Below are 3,972 nucleotides of genomic sequence, written 5' to 3' on the forward strand. Positions count from 1 at the left end.
GGTAGGGCCCCGGCTCGGCGGCTGCGCCGGAGGGGCCGGGTCAAGTTGACGAGAGCCAGTCGGTGTAGTGGGTGGGGGCGATGCGGGCATCGTCCGGGGCGGTGAGGACGTCGCCGTGGGCGGCGGCGAACATGCCGGCGGCGTCATCGGTGACGACCCGGCGCCCGTCGCCCTTGGCGGTCAGGGTGAGCCGGCCGAGTTCGTCGAGGGGGTAGACATCGGGACCCGCGATGTTGACGATGCCGTTCAGAGGGCTGCCTGCGGCGACTTCGGCGACCACGCCGGCGACATCCGCGGCGGCGATCGGCTGGATCGGCGTGCGCGGCAGGCGGATGGTGTCGCCGTCGGCGGTCATGGACAGGGTCGCGTCCATGAACTCCATGAACTGCGTGGCGCGGACGATGGAATACGGGATCGGTCCGGCCTTGAGGATCTCCTCCTGAAGCACCTTCGCCCGGTAGTAGTCCAGACCGGGTACCTGGTCCACGCCGACGATCGAGAGGATGACGAAGTGCCCGACCCCGCCCTTCCGGCTCGCGGCGAGAAGGTTGTCCATCGAGGTCCGGAAGAAGGCGGGCGAGGCGTCGTCGAAGGTCGGGGAATTCGTCAGGTTGACGACGACGTCGGCGCCCGCCACGGCCGTCTCCAGCCCTTGGCCCGTGATGATGTCCACGCCCGTGGACAGAGAATGCGGTACGGCCTGGTGCCCGGCAGCGTTCAGGTTCTCCACGACCCGTGACCCGATCAGCCCGGTTCCGCCGATGATTGCGAACTGCATGGCATGCGCCTTCCTACGATGACTGGTGTCCGACATGTGCCTTGTGCAGTGCCAACCCTCGACGAACGTGACCGTCCCGGCGAGCGCTGCCCGGCCCGTACGGGTGTAACCCGCCGTGACGTCCTCGAACCCGATCGACATGCCGCAGAAGAGGATGGGCCGGCCCGGGGGCGACAGGATCCCCGCGACGGTCCCGCGGTACACCGACCACGCCATCTGCGGGCAGCTGCGCAGCCCTTCGGCGCGGCCGGTCCGGCCGGCCGCCGTGCGCCGCCTCGTTGTCCTGCCGTGCAGCACCCCCACACAGGACTGAGACTCGGAAGCATGAACACAACGGACCTGTCACCGAGTGCCCCCTCGACCGCCTGCGCCGGGACCGGGCGCCGGGTGCGGCCACCGGCTCGGCCGACCTCATCGCTGATGCCGACTGGCTAGGCCCCTTCGGTGATGTGCTCCGTCGGGTGCGGGCAGGTGACTGTCAGCACTGCTCCGACCACATGACGGAAACCTTGCGCCACTCCGGCGTGTTCGCGTTGTGGTTGTCCAACCAGTTCTTGAGCGTGGCGCAGGAGTACGCCGGAAGGCCGGGGTGCGCGGTGGCGGTTGTCGCCGCCTTGGGGACGGGCGGCGCGGCGGCGGCCTGCGACACCACGGCGGCCGAGGCCAGGAAGGGCGCGGCGATGACGGTGACCAGTGCCCGACGAACGAAAGCCGACATGGCGGGCCTCCTCGCGGGGAGATTCGAGCAGCCGTTCCTCACCGTACGCCGCCCAGGGGCCCGTCCTCGTCGCCGAGGCCGCCGTCTGCGGTGGGCCGGCGGCGGGAGTCCGGTTACGTTGATAGAGCACCTGGTCAGAGGGGGGTAACAAGCCGTAACCCACCGGGGACGTTGCATGACTGGCCTGACCGTCATCCTGCTGCTCGTGGTCCTCGCCACGGCCGTGGCGACCGGTGCCCGGCGCTGGCGCCTGCCCGCTCCCTCGCTCCTCGTCATCGCCGGTCTGGTCGTCGGGCTCATACCCTGGGTTCCCGAGGTCCGCCTGGCGCCCCACGTGATCAGCGTGCTGGTGCTGCCGCCGCTGCTCTACGCCTCGGCCGGGGAGATCTCCGTTCGCGACCTGCGCAGCGTGTGGCGGCCCGTGACCGGCCTGGTCTTCGGTCTGGTCCTGGTCTCGGCCGTCGCCGTCGGGTATGTCGCCCGAGCGATCACCCCGCTCACCATCGCGGCCGCGTTCATCCTCGGCGCCGTCCTGGCCAGCACCGACCCCGTGGCCGTCACCGCGCTCGGCCGGCGCCTGTCCCTCCCCCCGCGGGTGCAGGCCATGGTGCAGGCGGAGAGCCTGTTCAACGACGCCACGTCGCTGGTCCTGTACAAGGTCGCCGTGGCGACCGCGGTCTCCGGCAGCGCCATCACCGTGTCCGGGACCATCGAGCAGTTCCTGCTCCTCGCGGGCGGAGGAGCCCTCATCGGCGCGGCGGTCGCCGCGGTGGTGACCCTCATCCGCAGACGGACCGAGGACCCCGTGCTGGAGACCGTCATCGCACTGGTCACTCCGTACGCCTCGTACGTCATCGCGGAGGACTCGCACGCCTCCGGCGTGACCGCCGTCATCGTGGCCGGGGTGGTCCTCGGCAGCACCGGCCACAAGCTCAGCAACGCCCCCGTCCGTCTCCAGGTCCACGCCGTCTACGACACCGTGACCTTCCTGTTGGAGAGCGTCGTCTTCGCCCTCATCGGTCTCGAGCTCCCCTTCGCGGTCCGTCACCTCGCGCACGACGAGCACGGCTGGCCGCTGTGGGTGCCGGTGATCGCCTTCACCGTGCTGGCGATCCGCCTGCTGTGGGTCTTCCCGCTGTCCGCCCTGATCCACTACCGGCACAAGGAGGGCGACAGCCGCCTCTCCTGGCGCGTTCCGGCCGTCCTGTCCTGGGCGGGCACCCGAGGCGTCATGCCGCTGGCCGCCGCGCTCTCCATCCCCCTGGTCACCAACACCGGGGCGCCGCTGCCGCACCGGGCGCTCATCCTCACGCTCACCACCGGGACCGTCGCGCTCACCGTCGTCTTCCAGGGCTTCACCCTCGCTCCTGTCGTCCGCCGCTCGGGCATCGCCCTGGAACCGGAGCACACCGCCCGCGAGGAGGCCCGGACCCGCCGGCACATCGCCCACACCGCTCTCGAAGAGCTCAGACAGCTCGGCGACCTGGACGAGCTCGCCGAACTGGGCACCGCCGCCGAGACCGCCTTGAAACAGGCTCGTCGCGATCTGGAAGCGCGCATCCACCAAGCGGAAGACGCCCACTACAGTGACCCGGACGCCCGTCCCGCCGACGCCTACCGCGAGATACGCCGGACACTCATCGGCATCGAGGCGGCCGAGCTCCAGCGCCTCTACGAAGCGAACATGATCAGCAACGCCACCCGGCGCCGGATCCAGCGCGAACTCGACCTCGAGGAAGCCAGCCTCCGTGCCCGCGACTGACGGGTCCGCGCGGCAAGCGATGCGCGGAGCACCAGGTCAGGGCAGCGACCAGAACCGGGTCGTCACGAGGTAGAAGACGACGACCCAGAACGCGATCACCGCGGCGACGATGCCGAGGCCGACGAGGTTGGTCCTCGCCGCGGGTTCGTCCGGTGACGGCCGCAGCCACCGCCTGAGCAGCGGGTTCACGTAGTAGGGCATCGTGAAGAAGCTCATGATGAAGCTCGACAGCAGGTTGCCCACCAGCAGCCCGAGCCAGAGCGGCAATCTCAGCGGCGACAGGACGAGCGTCAGCAGCACCACGGTCGGGTACAGGCCGACCCAGACCGCCACGGCGGTTTTGGTTTCCGAGGGCGGCGGCGCCTGCCGGCTGTCGCCCTCGAAGGCGAACCAGCTGCCGAACGAGTTGTCGATCGTGCGCAGTTCGAAGGAGCTGAACTCCTCGCCCTCGGCGAGGAGCTCCCGCCGCTTGGCCGACGTCAGCCAGGCGTCGAGGTGCTCGGCGCTGTCGAACCGGTACAGCGTGGTCCACTCGTCCTGAAGACCCTCGATCGGGCGGAAGAGCTCGGTTCCGCGGAAGCCTTCGAACGTGCTCTCCTCCTGGCTCATGCGGTCCTGCCAGGCGAGGAAGTCGTCGACGCGGCGCGGGTGGACCCGATGGGTGACCACCACGGTCACCAGCGGATCCGCTGTCCGAGTGCCGCCGGCGACGAC

At 70.1% G+C, this 3,972-nt stretch carries 4 protein-coding genes; 1 reads left to right on the forward strand and 3 read right to left on the reverse strand.

What is annotated here, in order from left to right:
- Positions 1–40: 40 nt before the first annotated feature.
- Entirely contained in the window at positions 41–778 is a 738-nt protein-coding gene (locus ACFQ87_RS44360; protein ID WP_380616733.1) for an SDR family oxidoreductase, read from the reverse strand.
- 478 nt (positions 779–1,256) lie between these two features.
- The gene (locus ACFQ87_RS44365; protein WP_380616734.1) at positions 1,257–1,496 is read right to left on the reverse strand and encodes a hypothetical protein; all 240 of its coding nucleotides are present in this window, start codon (positions 1,494–1,496) and stop codon (positions 1,257–1,259) included.
- A 175-nt stretch (positions 1,497–1,671) separates the two neighbouring features.
- Here ACFQ87_RS44365 and ACFQ87_RS44370 point away from each other — a divergent pair, with 175 nt between their 5' ends.
- Positions 1,672–3,258 (forward strand): Na+/H+ antiporter, encoded by a 1,587-nt coding sequence (locus tag ACFQ87_RS44370; protein WP_380616735.1) that lies wholly within the window; start codon positions 1,672–1,674, stop codon positions 3,256–3,258.
- Between the two features lie 36 nt (positions 3,259–3,294).
- On the opposite strand, the gene ACFQ87_RS44375 is transcribed toward ACFQ87_RS44370, so the two are convergent.
- On the reverse strand, positions 3,295–3,972 hold a 678-nt coding region (locus tag ACFQ87_RS44375; protein WP_380616736.1), incomplete at its 5' end, for an antibiotic biosynthesis monooxygenase.

Source organism: Kitasatospora sp. NPDC056531 (assembly GCF_042794375.1).
Classification (GTDB): Bacteria; Actinomycetota; Actinomycetes; order Streptomycetales; family Streptomycetaceae; genus Kitasatospora.

Excerpts from the sequence above, each read along its gene's own strand:
- ACFQ87_RS44365 (WP_380616734.1), bottom strand. The coding sequence starts at position 1,496 with ATGTCGGCTTTCGTTCGTCGGGCACTGGTCACCGTCATCGCCGCGCCC.
- ACFQ87_RS44370 (WP_380616735.1), top strand. The coding sequence starts at position 1,672 with ATGACTGGCCTGACCGTCATCCTGCTGCTCGTGGTCCTCGCCACGGCC.
- ACFQ87_RS44360 (WP_380616733.1), bottom strand. The coding sequence starts at position 778 with ATGCAGTTCGCAATCATCGGCGGAACCGGGCTGATCGGGTCACGGGTC.